Annotated in this window: 11 protein-coding genes and 1 tRNA gene; 2 read left to right on the forward strand and 10 right to left on the reverse strand. The window is 63.1% G+C overall.

What is annotated here, in order from left to right; genetic code table 11:
- Positions 1-43: 43 nt before the first annotated feature.
- On the reverse strand, positions 44-481 hold the full coding sequence (locus tag ABWO17_RS08325; protein ID WP_353117455.1) for a hypothetical protein: 438 nt from the start codon (positions 479-481) through the stop codon (positions 44-46).
- A 360-nt stretch (positions 482-841) separates the two neighbouring features.
- Between ABWO17_RS08325 and ABWO17_RS08330 the strand changes: the two genes are divergently transcribed.
- The gene (locus ABWO17_RS08330; RefSeq protein ID WP_353117457.1) at positions 842-1,084 is read left to right on the forward strand and encodes a GlsB/YeaQ/YmgE family stress response membrane protein; all 243 of its coding nucleotides are present in this window, start codon (positions 842-844) and stop codon (positions 1,082-1,084) included.
- 172 nt (positions 1,085-1,256) lie between these two features.
- Here the strand turns inward: ABWO17_RS08330 and ABWO17_RS08335 are convergent, their stop codons facing one another.
- The 3 genes from ABWO17_RS08335 to ABWO17_RS08345 form a co-directional block, all read right to left on the reverse strand.
- Positions 1,257-1,865 carry a FlgO family outer membrane protein gene (locus ABWO17_RS08335; protein ID WP_353117459.1) on the reverse strand — a complete coding sequence of 203 codons (609 nt, stop codon included), beginning with the start codon at positions 1,863-1,865 and terminating at the stop codon, positions 1,257-1,259.
- Between the two features lie 9 nt (positions 1,866-1,874).
- Entirely contained in the window at positions 1,875-2,564 is a 690-nt protein-coding gene (locus ABWO17_RS08340; protein ID WP_353117461.1) for a hypothetical protein, read from the reverse strand.
- 359 nt (positions 2,565-2,923) lie between these two features.
- Positions 2,924-3,214 carry a hypothetical protein gene (locus ABWO17_RS08345; protein ID WP_353117463.1) on the reverse strand — a complete coding sequence of 97 codons (291 nt, stop codon included), beginning with the start codon at positions 3,212-3,214 and terminating at the stop codon, positions 2,924-2,926.
- Positions 3,215-3,707: 493 nt separating this feature from the next.
- On the opposite strand from ABWO17_RS08345, the gene ABWO17_RS08350 reads away from it, so the two are divergent.
- A complete protein-coding gene (locus ABWO17_RS08350) occupies positions 3,708-4,457 on the forward strand; it encodes a hypothetical protein (protein ID WP_353117465.1) in 750 nt (249 codons plus the stop codon).
- Between the two features lie 858 nt (positions 4,458-5,315).
- Here the strand turns inward: ABWO17_RS08350 and ABWO17_RS08355 are convergent.
- The 6 genes from ABWO17_RS08355 to smpB all read right to left on the reverse strand — a co-directional run bounded on the left by ABWO17_RS08355 (position 5,316) and on the right by smpB (position 13,951).
- A tRNA-Ser gene (locus ABWO17_RS08355) sits at positions 5,316-5,408 on the reverse strand.
- Between the two features lie 301 nt (positions 5,409-5,709).
- A complete protein-coding gene (gene argJ, locus ABWO17_RS08360) occupies positions 5,710-6,948 on the reverse strand; it encodes a bifunctional glutamate N-acetyltransferase/amino-acid acetyltransferase ArgJ (protein ID WP_353117467.1) in 1,239 nt (412 codons plus the stop codon).
- A 269-nt stretch (positions 6,949-7,217) separates the two neighbouring features.
- The gene (gene secA, locus ABWO17_RS08365; RefSeq protein WP_353117469.1) at positions 7,218-9,767 is read right to left on the reverse strand and encodes a preprotein translocase subunit SecA; all 2,550 of its coding nucleotides are present in this window, start codon (positions 9,765-9,767) and stop codon (positions 7,218-7,220) included.
- A 442-nt stretch (positions 9,768-10,209) separates the two neighbouring features.
- Positions 10,210-11,643, reverse strand: coding sequence for a (Fe-S)-binding protein (locus ABWO17_RS08370; RefSeq protein ID WP_353117471.1), 1,434 nt, complete (start codon positions 11,641-11,643; stop codon positions 10,210-10,212).
- Positions 11,644-11,805: 162 nt separating this feature from the next.
- Complete coding sequence (locus ABWO17_RS08375) at positions 11,806-13,218, reverse strand: FAD-binding oxidoreductase (RefSeq protein ID WP_353117473.1); 1,413 nt, start codon at positions 13,216-13,218, stop codon at positions 11,806-11,808.
- A gap of 271 nt (positions 13,219-13,489) precedes the next feature.
- A complete protein-coding gene (gene smpB, locus ABWO17_RS08380; protein ID WP_353117475.1) occupies positions 13,490-13,951 on the reverse strand; it encodes an SsrA-binding protein SmpB in 462 nt (153 codons plus the stop codon).
- Between the last annotated feature and the right edge of the window lie 1,110 nt (positions 13,952-15,061).

Here is a 15,061-nt window from a genome sequence, read left to right on the forward strand (position 1 = left end):
CCGGGCGTGTCCTGCGCTATTTGGGTGACTTGGGCAACGTGCGCTACCTGGCCAGTTCGTCGGCCTTCTTGCGCAGGTAATCGCCAAGGTCGTTCATGGCCGCCTTGGCCTTGAACAGGTTGAGGCGCAGCGCATCGGTAAAGCCGAGCACGTTGGCCCCCTCCTTCAGCGGGGTGGACGACTGGCCGAGGGTGGCGTGCTTCAGGTGGCCGCCCTCCACCACGAACACCGAGGTATCCACCATGTTGCCCAGGAATTCCCTTTTCACGTCCACTGTGAGCACCACGGTGCTGCCCTTCAGTTCGCGCTTGGTGATGTCGCCCATCACCGATTCGCCAAGGTAGATCTTTTCGTCCTTGATGTCGGGCACGGCGTCGAACACCACCCGGTAGTTGTTTTCGAACAGGCCGAGCACGGCGTGGGCGCTGATGGCCGCGCCCGGCAACAGCAGCAGGGCAAGGAGAAGGACAAGGATGCGCATGGGAATCTTCCTTAACGGTTGAGTGGCGGTTGCGGACGAGGGCGCGCCGGGCGCGGGGTCTGGCATGCAGCGCCCGGCAGGCTGCTGGACGCAGCATACACCCCCGTAAGCGTTGTGGGCAACCGCGTGCGTGACCGGGCAAAGACCGTGCATCTGCGCCGGGCGCTACGCGTGCCGCGCGCCTGTGGGGACGGCGCCAGTCATTCCATGCCGCGCGGATACAGACAAGTGTGCTGCTTCCGGGTAGATTGAAGATAGTGCAAGAAAATGCAGGCGGCCCGAAACGATCAATGGGACGGGCAGGACGGGCGCGGCGGCATGCCGCTCAGCCGTGGTCATTCACAACGGGAGGATACGCACATGGGCATCATCTGGTTTCTGCTGCTGGGCGCGCTGGCGGGTTGGCTGGCCGCCAAACTGATGCAGGGGCGCGGCTTCGGCTTTCTGGGCAACATGGCCGTGGGCGTGGTGGGCGCAGTGCTGGGTGGCTTTCTGTTCAACATGGTGGGCGTGCACGGCGGCGGCATGATGGGATCGCTGGTCACCGCCGTGGTGGGTGCCATCGTGCTGCTGTTCCTGGTGGGGTTGATCAAGAGGAATTGAGGCTGGCGGCGGGGGGTAACGGCCTGCGCGCCCAGCCCTGGAAGACCGGATTTCTTGCGGCGCGCGGCCCGTGCGCCGCAACGCGACAGGCCCTGCAGGCAGGTCGGTATGCCGACCTGCCTGCAGGGCCTGTGTCACGAATGTCTGCGGGTAGCCGCAATCGACGGCTAACCTACCATTCGGCCAGGGGCGAAACCACCGGGCTGTTCACCACCGAATAATCGCAGGACGAAAGAACCATGCTGTCGTCGGCCCGGACGATGCGCGAGGCCACGTAGATCTTTTCTTGCGGGGTGCTGTGGCCGGAAACGCTGGAACGCACCACCGCATACGTGCCGACCACCACGGTGGCGGCGTTGTGCATCCGACTGATTTCCCGCACGTCACGGCTCAGCATGAATTCCCCTTTGCCTTCCTGCACGAACAGCGAGTTCTGGCGCAGCTTCAGTTCCACCACATGGTAGCCCCGCTGCGAAAGCCGCGACCCCACGTGTTCCGCTATCATCCTGCCGAAGGTGGAGGATTCCGTCAGGTTGTTCACGTTGACAAAGCTGGCCACGATGATGGGCTGGTCCTTGGAAATGGGCAGGCGCAGGTTGGAATCCAGCTTGTCGGCGATGGAGTAGCCTGCCTCCACGTAGTCGCTGCCCAGCTCATAGGGGGTATTCTGCGCGTCCGTCGATTGCCGGGGCGCGCAGGCGGCGGAAAGCAGGACGCAGGCCAAGGCCAGCAGCACAAGCAGCGCGTGGCCGGAACGGAAAACGGTAGCGAACGGTTTCATGCGGCCCCCCTACTTGTTGACGACCTGAAGTTGCCTGGTGGGCAGCACGGCAGGCGCTTCCCACGGAACCTGACGTTCCCAGTATTGCTCCTTCTCGGCCTTGTCGATGTAGTAGACGGCCAGGAAGTTGCGGCGAAGCTGCCCGTCCTGCCTGGCCACGACGCCGATGATGAGTTCGGTGTCGGTGGTCTGCATGGCTCCCCACTGCGGAGCCGCGTGCGCGGCCTCTATGGCAAGGCCGCTCATGATCAGGATGGTATCAAGGCTGTCATGCCAGGTGGCGTCGTTGTGAGTGTAGGTGTGCGCGCCCGCCATGCCCAGCCCGGCCAGCAGCAGGCCCGTTCCGGGGAAGGGGGCGTTCTGCGGGCGCGGCCCCTTGTGCTCGACGATCTGGGTGCCCCAGTCCAGCACAATGGCGCCCTTGGGCGAGGAACTGACCGGCATGCCGCGCAGCATGGCCTCGTGCCGCATGAACTGCGAGAACGCACGCCCGAAATCGGACCGGTCGTCCTGCACCACATGGACCGGGGTTCCCGGTTCCAGCTTCAGGCCGTCAAGTATCGTTGCGGCCAGTTCGCGCCAGTGCTCGGCGGCTTCCAACTGCTGCTGCGTGGAAAAGGCATGCCCCACCGGTTTGGGCACACGGGCACAACCCGCCAATATCAAAGCGAGAAACAACAGGGCGAACACTCTGGGCATGGGAACCTCCTGCGGGGTTTTCTCCCATGCATACCGTGTCTATATGCAAGGTCAATTTTTATTTTCGGAAAAGTTGGATGCGGTGAAGGGGGGGGCGGGGCGCCGTGCGGGAAGTGCGGGGCATTTGGCACACGCCATGTGCGGATACCGGATTTGAAATTATACGCGAAAAGGGCCACGGTTTGCACCGTGACCCTTTGCCGTCTGGCGGAGAGGGAGAAAATCGACAGTTTAGATGCGTTTGCTGCCGAAATAACAGTCTTTCTTTGTGTCTGCCGAAGCGTCTTGAGAGCATTCGCAGTAGGGGGGATTCGAGGCAAGTTATCGGTTAGGCAAAAAACTGTAGCTAACAGGTGCGGTCAGTAAGGTGGCGACTTGTGCTTGGGGAAGGTTATGATGATGCCTGATACCCCGTCGGTTTCAAGCATCAGTCGCGATACGGTGCGTTCGTTTTCACCTATGGCGCCTGCGATGGAATCGTAGTCGAAGGCGCTGTGCGTATGGTCATGCGCCATGAGGGTGGTGAACTCGGTGTTGACGTACTCTTCAATGGCGTTGGCTATCATTCTGTCTTTACGCCGTTTCTCGAGTTTTCTGGGGTCGCGCCCTCTGTAGGGATATAAAGAAATTTTTGGGGGATACACCGCCATACAGCCTCCTGTCACAGCGCATCTCAAACCTTCACGCATATGGGCTAGTTGGGGTACAAACAAAACCCTCCTTGTCGATCTTGGGGGGTAACGGGTCCGAAACCTCTTTCAATTATTGAAAAGGGCCACAGCGGTGCCCATCTCTTTTTCCGAAGGATTGTATGGTGTGTTTTTTTGGGTAAAAATATAACTCAGGTATAAAACTGAATTTAGCGTCAAGATATGGGGATTTTGTAGTGTGTAATAGTATTAAATGCTTTTGTTAGCGGAGAGAATGTTTGGCAGGCTGAGCGGGCAATTCAACAAAAAAATCAACAGATATACATTTTGGCGAAGTCCTTCTAAGGACACCAAATCAAGAAGAGAATGCCGACCAGTCCAGGATGTGATTAACTGTAGTGACAAGGCGGACGCCTTACGACAACATACCCCGGATGGTGCTATGCTGTGTTGCCACGTTAGCTCTCTGGTAGCAAAGGAGTCTTGAAAAAGCATGCCAGGAATTTTCATTACACGGGGCATGACAGTTGCCGTGCCCTCTGGTGGTCTCACGATCGGCATTGGTGATGACGGAAATTTTACGAGCAAAGTAACGCTTCATGTGCGGTTTGATGTGTGTCCCACTTGGACAGAAATTTCTCTTCGGCACCTCCAAGAGGCAAAGGCGAAGCGAGTTGATCGAGATATCGCATGGTCAGGGACAGATGAAGAGCAAAAGGCTGCGACACTTGAGCGCGAATTCGAGGCTTCTATGCAGGCGATTATGGCCGCTGCTATCGCTATCGATGCCTTCTACTCTCTTGTGCAAACGAATGTCGCACTTCCGTCCAGCCTGGTTGAACGGTGGCGTACCAAACGAACCCCACGCTATTCACAGGTTGCCGAGGTGCTCCGCCAAGCATTCAGCCTGAGGTCGAAGGGGGTATCCACTCTTCGGCAGAACCTCAAAGTGATCTATCGACTGCGCGATCTTGCCGTACACCCTTCTGGCAAGATTGAAGCACCACTACTTCATCCTGAACTCAATGTGGGTGTCGAATGGCGTTTCGCATACTTCTGCGCTCATAACGCAGAGCAAATTTTCAATGCTGCAACTTGGATTCTTTGGGACTTAGCCCACGGGGGAAAGCCTAATGACAGAAAGATCTCTGAATATATGATTGCCTTGCGGAATCGGCTTGCTGAAATGTTTCCAGATGGTCATCCGAATGTATCTTCTGCAATGTATCTCCGCAAACCATAGCGCAATATTATATATTGTATGTATATAGTGGAGATTTATGGCGTGAGTAATGATATTGCAAGTTGAATAAAATATATTTTAATTGAGTTGTTACTTTTGTATCAATATTGAAATTCGATATTCTCTTTGCTTGTGGAGAGTATTCAGTATTTATACAGAATGCTCATGTAATAGTTAAATAAATATGTTCAATGCAAAATATAAATAGCGCCTAGAATATATGTTGGTATAAAGAAATAACATTCCATATATTCTTGATAATATGCAATATTGTGCATTGCAGATAAGTGGTTATGCAAATTCTGATGTCTTGAATGGCATTCAAGGCGCCCTTTTAAGTATCGTCTGTTGGCGTCCAGAAAATTTAAAATGGTTGACTATAATCGAGTAAGCAGATTTTTGACGGTCGATGCATGCCGCTTAACACCACGAGGGGTGGCAACACAACGACGGTTCAACTCTTCGGCTATCCCCTTGGCCGACGTTATTCCCGATGTCTGGATGGATTCGGGGAGGGACCGAAGGCCTGCGCCCGTGCGTCGGCGTTCTGCTTTACGGCGTCCACTCCGGCGGCGTTGCCGTACTGCCGGAGGTGCGTCGCCTCGGTGGGGCACCCCAGCTTGCCCCTCGCTCTTTGGCTACAGCAAGGGCGGCCTTGGTCCGGGGGGAGATGACCTTCCGTTCTTCTCGCGCAACGAAGGCCGCGATGCCATGGTCCGTTCGTTGGAGTTTGGCATCGTGGCTGCCGCGAGGGGCTTTCTGGTGTGCGGGGACTGGTTCGTAATGCCAGAAAAGAGTGTAATTGCATGAAGTTAAACGCGAAAAGGGTCACGGTTTGCACCGTGACCCTTTGCCGTCTGGCGGAGAGGGAGAGATTTGAACTCTCGATACAGGTTTTGCCCGTATACTCCCTTAGCAGGGGAGCGCCTTCGGCCGCTCGGCCACCTCTCCATTGTCGCGCGGCACGCCGCGCGAGAAAGCGTGTGTACCCGGTTGGCGGGCGCGCTGTCAAGCGCGTGGCCCACTTTCGTGGGGCGGAAGGTGAGACGGGGGGCATCGTCGCCATATTGCGCGCGTCAGCACGCGCTATTCGGCGCGAACCGCAACCCGTCATGCAACCCCGGCTTCCAGCCGTGAACCTTCGACCGGCATCGCCGCCAGTCGTCGGCCCTTGTCGGCCAGTCGCCAGCAGTCAGCCGATCCCTGTAAGTTCCCTGCCAGCCGCCACCAGCCAGCCGCCAACCTTCCGCCGTTAACTGCGGTAGTCGGCGTTGCAGCTGATGTAGTCGTGCGTCAGGTCCGACGCCAGCAGCCGGTAGCTGCCGGACCCGTTGCCCAGCATGATGTTGACCACGATGTCGCGCCCGGCCAGCGGTTCCTTGAGCAGCGCGTCAAAGTCCAGATTGGTGGGCTGCCCGCCCCGGAACAGCTCAACCCCGCACAGCGACACGATGACCGCCGCAGGGTTGAAGGTGGCCCCGCTGCGGCCCAGCGCCGCCACGATGCGGCCCCAGTTGGCATCGCGCCCGTACATGGCCGTCTTGACCAGTTGCGAATGGCCCACGGTGCGCGCGGCCAGTTCCGCGTCGGCGTCGTCGCGCGCGCCCGCCACGTTGATGTGGATGACCTTGGTGGCGCCTTCGCCGTCCTGCACCAGCATGTAGGCCACGTCGCCCAGCACGCCGGTAAGCGCCGCGCCCAGCACGGCCAGGTCCGCGCCGCGCGCGGCCACGCCGGATGCGCCGTTGGCCAGCCCGAACACGGTGTCGTTGGTGGATGTGTCGCCGTCCACGGTCACCCGGTTGAAGGTGGCGTCCACCGCATCGCGGAACAGGGCCTGCCAGGCGGCGGGCTCCACGTCGGCGTCGCACAGCACGGTGGCCAGCATGGTGGCCATGTTCGGGCAGATCATGCCCGCGCCCTTGGCCATGCCCACCAGGGTCACCGTGCCGCCGGAAAGCTCCACCGTGCGCGAGGCGAACTTGGGAAAGGCGTCGGTGGTCATGATGGCTTTGGCGAAATCTTCCGGGCCTTTCCGGCCAAGGTCCGCCGCAAGGGCGGGCACGGCGGCGGCCCACTTGTCCATGGGCAGTTGCGAGCCGATGACACCCGTGGACGCGGGCAGGATGTCCTGCGGCGCAAGGCCGGTGGCGGCGGCCACCAGTTCCAGCGTGGCGCGGCAGTTGCCCAGCCCCTCGTCGCCGGTGCAGGCGTTGGCCTGGCCGGAATTTATCAGCACCGCGCGGGCCTTGGGGGAGCGGGCCAGAATGTCGCGCGCAACCAGCACCGGGGCGGCCTGGAACAGGTTTTTGGTGAACACGGCGGCGGCCACGGCGGGGGTATCGCTGACCACCAGGGCCAGATCGTCCCGACCCGACTTTCGGAACCCGGCGCCCGTGGTGGCAAAGCGGAAGCCCTTGGGGGCCGCGCAGGGGGCGGGGGGTTCGCCGTTGGTGGTCGGGGACGCTGCCGGGGTGTCGTTGGTGGCCATACTGGCTCCGTGTTCGGCCCGGTGGGCCGGTTGTCGGGTGCGTGGGGTGCCCGCTGGCGCGTGACGGCGCGCAGGGTGTGCCGTGGCATGCAATGGCATGCCGTGGTTGCCGGGGCGTGCCTTTTGGCCATGCCGTCGCGCGGGGGTGGCGCCATCCGGCGTGCAGCGGTGCACGCCGTGCGTATTACGGGCAAGTCCCGGAAAAGTGAAGGGCGGCGCGAGAACCCCCGCGCCGCCCCTGATTGTGTGCGACTGTGCCGTACGGCGCGTTACGCGCCGCAGCACTTCTTGTATTTCTGGCCGCTGCCGCAGGGGCACGGGTCGTTGCGGCCAACTTTGGGCTCGGCTCGTCGCTCGGGCGAGGCGGACGGGGTTTCCTTCTGCGCGCCGGAATAGTTCAGGCTTTTGGGCTCTTCCTTGTGCTTGAATTCCTGCTTCAGTTCTTCGGGCGGTGCCTGTTCCTCGCGCTGGATGCGCAGGCGGGTCAGGGCGCGGAACAGGTTTTCGCGCACGCGGAACAGCATTTCCTGAAACAGTTCGAAGCCCTCGCGCTTGTATTCCTGCTTGGGGTCGCGCTGGCCGTACCCGCGCAGGCCGATGCCGTCGCGCAGGTGGTCCATGTTCAGCAGGTGTTCCTTCCAGCAGCGGTCCACTTCTTCCAGCAGGAAGAAGCGCACGATGTCGCGGTACACCTCGCCGGTGTCGCGCTTCAGTTCGTCCAGAATGGACAGCACGGCGCCGCGCGCGGTTTCGCGGTCGGGCAGGTTGCCATCCGTCCGCGGATCGTTGCCGAGGGGCAAAACGCGGGTGATGTTGAACACGTCGCGCAGGCGGGCCATGGCGTAGGCCTTGGCGTCGTCGCCCTCGTTGCCCTTGCCCTGTTCCGCATCGCCGTAGATTTCGTCGAACAGGTCGTCCATGAATTCGACGGCGGTCTCTTCAAGGTCCGCCTCCATCATGGTCTCGCGGCGCAGGGTGTAGATGACCTCGCGCTGCTGGTTCATGACGTTGTCGTAGTCCAGCAGCGTCTTGCGGATTTCGAAGTTGTGGCCTTCCACGCGCTTCTGGGCGTTTTCGATGGCCCGGCTGACCATGCGGTTCTCGATGGGTTCGCCTTCTTCCATGCCCAGCTTCTGCATCAGGCCGGAGATGCGGTCGGACCCGAACAGGCGCATCAGGTCGTCTTCGAGCGAAAGGTAGAACCGCGAAGAGCCGGGGTCGCCCTGGCGGCCCGAACGGCCCCGCAACTGGTTGTCGATGCGGCGGCTTTCGTGGCGTTCGGTGCCCAGGATGTGCAGGCCGCCGCTTTCGCGCACGCCTTCACCCAGCACGATGTCGGTACCGCGGCCCGCCATGTTGGTGGCGATGGTGACCTTGCCGTGCTGGCCCGCCTGGGCCACGATTTCGGCTTCCTGCTCGTGGTGCTTGGCGTTCAGCACGTTGTGCGGCACGCCCGTCTTCTTGAGCATGGCCGAAAGCAGTTCCGACGTCTCGATGGAGATGGTGCCCACCAGCACCGGCTGGCCGCTCTTGTGCAGCTCGCCGATGGCGGCCACGATGGCCTCGAACTTTTCACGCCGGGTGCGGTAGATGGAATCCGGATAGTCCTTGCGGACCATGGGCTTGTTGGTGGGAATGGTGATGACCTGAAGCCCGTAGATCTGCTGGAATTCCACGGCTTCGGTATCCGCCGTGCCGGTCATGCCCGCCAGCTTCTTGTACATGCGGAAGTAGTTCTGGAAGGTGATGGAGGCCAGCGTCTGGTTTTCCGCTTCCACCTTCACCTTTTCCTTGGCTTCCAGCGCCTGGTGCAGCCCGTCGCTGAAGCGGCGGCCCGGCATGAGGCGGCCCGTGAACTCGTCCACGATGACCACCTGGTCTTCGGGGGTGACGATGTAGTCCACGTCGCGCCGGAACACGTGGTGGGCCTTCAGGGCCTGCAACACGTGGTGCTGGAAGGTGATGTTGCCGGGGTCGAACAGGTTGTCGATGCCCAGCAGTTCTTCGCACCTGGCCACGCCCTCGTCGGTAAGGGTGGCGGTGCGGGCCTTTTCGTCCACGGAAAAGTGGGTTTCGGCCGAAAGTTTGGGGATGATGTCGTCAACGCGGCGGTAGAGGCCGGTGGAATCTTCCGACGGGCCAGAGATGATCAGCGGGGTGCGCGCCTCGTCGATGAGGATGGAGTCCACTTCGTCCACGATGGCGAAATTGTGTTCGCGCTGCACCAGCTGGTGCGGGTAGAACTTCATGTTGTCGCGCAGGTAGTCGAAGCCGAATTCGTTGTTGGTGCCGTACGTGATGTCGGAGCCGTAGGCTTCCTTGCGTTCCTCGTCGGACAGGCCGTGCACGATGACGCCCACGGACAGCCCAAGGAAGTTGTACAGGCGGCCCATCCACGCGGCGTCGCGCTTGGCCAGGTAGTCGTTGACGGTGACCACGTGCACGCCAAGGCCGGAGATGGCGTTCAGCACCACGGGCAGGGTAGCCACAAGGGTCTTGCCTTCACCGGTCTTCATTTCGGCGATGCGGCCTTCGTGCAGCACCATGCCGCCCACCAACTGCACGTCGAAGTGGCGCATGTTCAGGGCGCGCTTGCCCGCCTCGCGCGTCAGCGCAAAGACTTCGGGCAGCAGGTCGTCCAGGCTGCGGCCGTTCTGGGCCTGTTCGCGGTATTCGGCAATGCGCGCCGGAAAGTCTGCGTCGGCAAGGGCCTGCATCTGCGGTTCCAGAGCGTTGATGGCCTCGACGTGGGCACGGCAGCGCTTGATGTAGCGGTCGTTGGAAGAGCCGAAGATGCTTTTGAACAGGGTATCGAACATTCCTTCTCCCGAAAGGTGGAGGCGATGAAAACGCGGGGCGGCGATGGCCGGTTGCCGCGCATAAGGCCCCGCGCGGGGGCGGGGCTGGCGATGGCCGCAGGGCCGATGTGCGGGCGGTTCGGCTGCACCTGCGGATGGCGCACTGCACCCCCTGTACGACAGAGGAATGAAGCCTGTGCCGCGCGGCGTGTGGCCGAACCCACCTCAGATAAGTCAAATACTTGCGATTGGCAATGCGCGCACCCCTGATTCACGCGCATTCCACCGTAATGACAGGCAATCGTGACGCAGATTCGCGTGCCGGACAATGCAGGTGCGGGGTGTTGGCGCCGGTGCGCGGCCAGATGGCATGCACAACCGGCGGGCGGCAGCCCCGGACATGACGTGCCGGTGGTGCCGCCCGCGAGGATGCACGAAAAAGGCGACGCGGATGCGGGCCGGACTAGGAGTGCGGCACGCCCACCACGTCCAGCCAGTGCAGCACGCGCACGTTGGGGGGCGCAGTTGCGGCCAGTTGCAGGGTGCAGCCACTGCACCCCGTCAGTACGGTGATGTCCGGCGTCCGTGCGGCATGGGGCGTGCCGGTTGGGGCTTCGGGTGCGGATGCCGACGCAGATGCCGGGGAAGGCACGGGAGAGGATGCGGGCGCGGACGCGGCGGTGCGCTCCGGCAGCAGTGCGTTCCAGCAGGCATCGGCCACGGTGCGTGAAAGGTCGGGCGCGGCCAGTTGCAGCACGCCGCCCATGCCGCAGCAGTTCACCCCGCCGGGGGCGCGCATGCGGTTGCCCAGCAGGGCGCGCAGCCATACGGCATCCGGGTCGGTGCCCTTGCGGTGGCAGGGCTGATGGTAGCGCACGGGCGCGGGGGCACCGGCTTCAGGCAGGGCCGGGGCATCGGTGGTGATGCGGAACGCGGCCTCGCCCCACAGGGTGGACAGGGGGCGCAGGGCGGCGGTCCACGCCTCGCGCTCGCCGTCCTGCCAGTCGAGGTCGGCGTGGCCGGGGTATTCGGACAGGCCGTGGTGGCAGGTGGCGCAAAAGGTGACCAGCAGCGGGCGGCCTGCGGCGCGCCAGGCGTCCAGGTTGCGGGCGCGGGCCGCAGCGGCGGCGTCCGGGATGCCCGCATGTTCCAGGGTGGAGCCGCAGCAGGTGAAGGATTCTTCATCGCCCTGGGCGGGCGCGGGGTGGCCCAGCCAGCGCAGCAGGGCGCGGGCCGTGTCCTTCCAGCGGGGGCGGATGCGCCGGGCGGTGCACCCGGCAAAGAGCATGGCCGGGGGACGGGCGGCCTCGCCGCGCGGTGCGTTGTCCGCCGCGTCGTTGCGCATTCCCTCGGGGCCGTCGCTGCCATGCGGGCTTTCCGGTATTGCCCGGTCGGCAACTATCGCCACTATCCACGGGGCGGGCGGCGGCGGGGGCAGCATGGCCGAGGCGGACCGCAGCATGTGCTGCACGCCGTCCGGCACCACGGCGCCGGGCACCACGCGGGTCATCTGGGCCAGCGCGGGCCACAGCAGGCGGCCATGCTCTATCCATTGCTTCCACAGCCACTGCTGCCAGTTGGGATGCCGGGCGCGCAGGGCGGCCAGCGCCTGCGGCACCGACAGCCCCTGCGGACAGATGGCCGCGCAGCGCCCGCAGGACAGGCAACGGTCGGCCAGTTCGCGCGCGGGCTTCAGGCCAAGGCGCCCCGGTTCGTCGCGCAGGGCGGCGAACACCAGATGCTTGGCGCGGGGTGAAAGTTCTTCCTGCCCGGTGGTCAGAAAGGCGGGGCACACGGCGGTGCACTGGCCGCACAGCAGGCAGGCGCGGGGCTGCCCGGCGGTGTCGCCCGCCGTGGTGCCGTGCGGCATGGATTTGGAGGAGGTGTCCGTGCTCATGGTGTGTTGCCGCCCCCTAGGGGCGCTTATAAATTAGGATTTTTGCTCCGTTGGCAAGGAAAACGAGTCAGCCATTAGGGAGTATACTCTTCTTGTATTCGACCGACATGGCAGGCGAAGTTTGACGAAGCCAACGGACGAAAAGACAATTTAGAAGTGCCCCTAGTACGCTTTATCAGGATTCATGATCCCCAGCGGGTCGAAGGCGTGCTTCACCTGGCGCATCAGTTCCGTTTCCAGGGGCGAGAGTTGCAGGTGCAGGAATTCCTTCTTGGCCATGCCCACGCCGTGCTCGCCGGAAAGGGTGCCATCCATGGAGCGGACAAGGTGCATGACCTCCACGGTGGCGGCATCGGCGCGGGTGGTTTCCGACGGGTCTGCCCCGTCGTACATGATGTTTACGTGGATGTTGCCGTCGCCCACGTGGCCGTACGTGAGGATGGGCAGGTCGTGCGCCTGCGCGATGGCCCGGATGCCGGTCAGCGCGTCCAGCAGGCGGCCGCGCGGCACGGCGATGTCCTCGCCGATCTTGTTGGGCCGCACCAGGTACGACGAAGGGCTGATGCCGCGCCGCATGGCCCACAGGGGTTCTTCCTCGTCGTGGCCCACGCCGTGGGCGGACCATACCGGCGGTTCGTTGCCGGATGTGCCAGCGCTGGTGTGAAGGGCGTCGTGCATGCGGCGCACCTCCAGCGGCAGCGATTCGCGGCTGCCGTCCAGGCGGATCAGCAGCGCGCCGCGCACGCTGTCGGGCCACGGGGGCGTCTGGCGGCGGGCCACGCAGTCCAGCACTTCCGGGCTCAGGAATTCCAGCGCCACCGGCAGGATGCCCGCGCGAAAGATGCGCCGCACCCCGTGCATGGCCGCTTCCATGGAGGCGAAACCGGCCAGCAGGGTGGCCGTGGCCTGCGGCAGGGGCAGGAGCTTCAGCGCGATGCGGGTGACGATGCCCAGCGTGCCTTCCGACCCCACGAACAGGCGGGTAAGGTCCAGCCCCACCACGTTCTTGTGGCAGCGGCCACCGGTGCGCAGCACCTTGCCGCCGGGCAGCACCGCCGTCAGCCCCAGCACGTATTCGCGGGTGACGCCGTACTTCAGGGCACGCATGCCGCCCGCGCAGGTGGCCACGTTGCCGCCGATGGTGGAAATGTCGATGCTGGCCGGGTCCGGCGGGTAGAACAGGCCGCGCGCCTCCACGGCGCGTTGCAGGTCGGAGGTGACCACGCCCGGCTCCACCTCGGCCACGAAGTCGTCGTCCGCGATGTCGAGGATGCGGTTCATGTGCAGCAGCGAGACCACGATGCCGGGCCGGGCGGGCACGCATGCGCCCACCTGGTTGGAGGCGCGGCCCCGTGCGTACACGGGCAGGCCTTCCGCCTGGGCCAGGCGCAGCAATTCCACCACCTGTGCTTCGGTGGTGGGGCGTACCACGGCCAGCGGGGTGCCCATGCGGCGGCCCGCGTCGGTGGCGAAGATCAGGGTCTGTTCCGGCGTGAGCAGCAGCGAATCGCCGGGAAAGATGTCGCGCAGGGAGCGTTCCTGCGTGGTGCTGAGATGGGGGGCTTGGGTGGACACGGGGCTATCCGGCTGATGCGGTTGGGGATTGGCTGGGAGATGGCCGAGGGGAGGGGGATGATTCAAGGGCGCCAGTGCGACCTGGATTTTTTTGGAGTTGGCAAGCAATGATTTGCAGGGATACTCTAGGGGTGTTTCTAAATTAGGCTGTTCGTTCGTTGGCAAGGAAAGCAAGCCTGCCATGAGGGAATATACTCTGTTCGTATTTGACCGAAATGGCAGGCGAAGCTTGACGCCGCCAACGGGCGAAAAGACAATTTAGAAACATCCCCTAGAATCGGGCCAGTTCGCGCTCCGTATCCCGGTCGGCGGCGCGGCGCTTCAGGTCCTCGCGCTGGTCGTGCAGTTTCTTGCCGCGACCCACGGCGATTTCCACCTTCACCCGGCCCTTGCTGAAGTGCAGGTTCACCGGCACCACGGTCAGGCCCTTCTGGGCCACGCGCAAGGCCAGCGTGTCGATCTGCTTGGCGTGCATCAGCAGCTTGCGGTCGCGGTCGGGGTCGTGCTGGGCGTAGCCCGCGTTGTCGTACGGGGCGATGTGCAGGCCCACCAGAAAGGCTTCGCCGTTGCGGAAATCCACGTAGCTGTCGCGGAAGTTCACGTGGCCCGCGCGCAGGCTTTTGACCTCCGAGCCGGTCAGCACAAGGCCCGCCTCCATGAAATCGTCGAGTTCATAGAGATGCCGGGCCTTCTTGTTCTGGGCGATGTGGGAGGGCGAGTTTTTTTTGCTCATATATTTTGGGAATGTTCGTGCGGTTGCAGGCGCGCGTGGGGGGGGAGAACCCCGGCGGGGCGGTGGCGGATGGCCGGTGGGCGGCGGCTGCATGTCGAAACGTGAGCCGGGTGCCGGTGCCGCGCGGTGATGTGGCGCGCAAGGGGTTTCAAGACCAGAAATCGGCGGGAATGGCAAGGGTTGGGGGCGGGGCGCTGCGCTGAGGGGAGAGACAAGGCGAGGTCGTGCGCGGTTGCACCCGGCTTCTACGAAGGCACGACTGCCTTTGTGAACACCCTCGATCTCGTTATGTCTCCGACGGGTAGGATGTCGCGCAGTTCCTCTAAATGCGGCCTCTACGAAGACAGTCCTGCCCTGCTGAACACGCCCGATTTCGTTATGTCTCCGACGGGCAAGGGGCCGCAGAGCGGCGGCCCCTTGCAACCCCGCGCTCCAGGGGGGCTTCGCCAGCTCTGCTATCTTCATCCGTAAGACTCGCGTTTCACGCTCGCCTAACGGCTGAAGTCCCTGGACCCCCAGCGTTTCCTGCGCGGCGTCCCTTCGGCGGCAGCTTCCCTCCGGCGCCGGGGCGCCTTCGGGTGATCTGCCGCCGGTGACGCCAATGCGCGCATGGCTCCCGCAGCCACTGCCACGCGAGGGTGCCTTTACCCATGCCCCCGTTGCGACGCATGTGCCGCCGCCAAAGCCCGGCGTCACAAGCTTCTACGCACATCACGTTGCCGTCTTCACTGGCGTTCACTCCAAGCGGCAGACCAAGCCCCATGGCGTGTTCATATCAACCAAGCACCGGCACGCATTTTTTCTTGGTCACATACTGATTACTTCAAATCATTCGTCCTTCGTCCCCCCCGTACTCGCAAGCGCAGCACAACGTACCCTGCAGGTCAAGGCTGCGGGAGATTCGCGCACATCGCATTCCCGTCGCCAGATCACCCGGAGGCGCTTTGCGCCGTAGGGAAGCTGGCGGCGAAAGGAATGCGGTGCAGGAAGAGTGGAGATAAAGGCACTGGAGCTATGCCGGGATACCGAGAGCATTGCGCGCATACGCATTCAGGCGGGCAGATCGCCCGAGGCGCGCCAGCGCCGCAGGGAAGCTGCCCGGCGTAAGAA

Origin of the sequence: Nitratidesulfovibrio sp. (assembly GCF_040373385.1) — a bacterium.
GTDB lineage: Bacteria > Desulfobacterota > Desulfovibrionia > Desulfovibrionales > Desulfovibrionaceae > Cupidesulfovibrio.

Coding starts and splice junctions, on each gene's coding strand:
- smpB (WP_353117475.1), bottom strand. CDS start 13,951: ATGAGCAAAAAAAACTCGCCCTCCCACATCGCCCAGAACAAGAAGGCC.
- secA (WP_353117469.1), bottom strand. CDS start 9,767: ATGTTCGATACCCTGTTCAAAAGCATCTTCGGCTCTTCCAACGACCGC.
- ABWO17_RS08350 (WP_353117465.1), top strand. CDS start 3,708: ATGCCAGGAATTTTCATTACACGGGGCATGACAGTTGCCGTGCCCTCT.
- argJ (WP_353117467.1), bottom strand. CDS start 6,948: ATGGCCACCAACGACACCCCGGCAGCGTCCCCGACCACCAACGGCGAA.
- ABWO17_RS08335 (WP_353117459.1), bottom strand. CDS start 1,865: ATGAAACCGTTCGCTACCGTTTTCCGTTCCGGCCACGCGCTGCTTGTG.
- ABWO17_RS08340 (WP_353117461.1), bottom strand. CDS start 2,564: ATGCCCAGAGTGTTCGCCCTGTTGTTTCTCGCTTTGATATTGGCGGGT.
- ABWO17_RS08325 (WP_353117455.1), bottom strand. CDS start 481: ATGCGCATCCTTGTCCTTCTCCTTGCCCTGCTGCTGTTGCCGGGCGCG.
- ABWO17_RS08330 (WP_353117457.1), top strand. CDS start 842: ATGGGCATCATCTGGTTTCTGCTGCTGGGCGCGCTGGCGGGTTGGCTG.
- ABWO17_RS08345 (WP_353117463.1), bottom strand. CDS start 3,214: ATGGCGGTGTATCCCCCAAAAATTTCTTTATATCCCTACAGAGGGCGC.
- ABWO17_RS08370 (WP_353117471.1), bottom strand. CDS start 11,643: ATGAGCACGGACACCTCCTCCAAATCCATGCCGCACGGCACCACGGCG.